Raw genomic sequence first — 521 nt, forward strand, 5'->3', positions numbered from 1 at the left:
CTAATGAACCGTATAATTTATTACTGAATAGGCTGAAGTCCAAACCAATATTGGTTTGCGCTACAACTTCCCATTTCAGATTAGGATTGGGTGTTCTTACCACCTGAACTCCATTGATGAGGTTTAAGTTATCATATAGATAATATCCTGCATTCTGTGATAACAGATAACTTGCTTTTGTAATTTTATTGAGAACTTCCTGATTTCCGGTTTCTCCCCATCTTCCTCTTAGTTTCAGCTCATTGATAAATGAAACATCTTTTAGAAAGTTTTCTTTTGAAATGGTCCAGCCTGCAGCAACTGATGGGAAATATCCATACTTATTATTATCTCCAAAACGTGTGGAACCATCAGCTCTTAACGAAGCGGTTAAGAAATATTTTTTGTCAAAATTATAATTTACTCTTCCAAAGTAAGACTGCAGTTCATTTTCCTGAGAAGTTCCCGGCTGAGGAATAAATACATCTCCGGAATATCCCGGATTAATTTCCGGCGAAATCCCGGCTCCCTGATTCACAAAG

At 37.0% G+C, this 521-nt stretch carries 1 protein-coding gene; it reads right to left on the reverse strand.

The window, feature by feature from the left end:
* Positions 1–521 (reverse strand): TonB-dependent receptor domain-containing protein (locus LC455_RS31095; protein ID WP_223596806.1); only part of this gene is annotated, 521 nt, incomplete at both ends.

It is taken from the genome of Neobacillus bataviensis, from assembly GCF_019969725.1.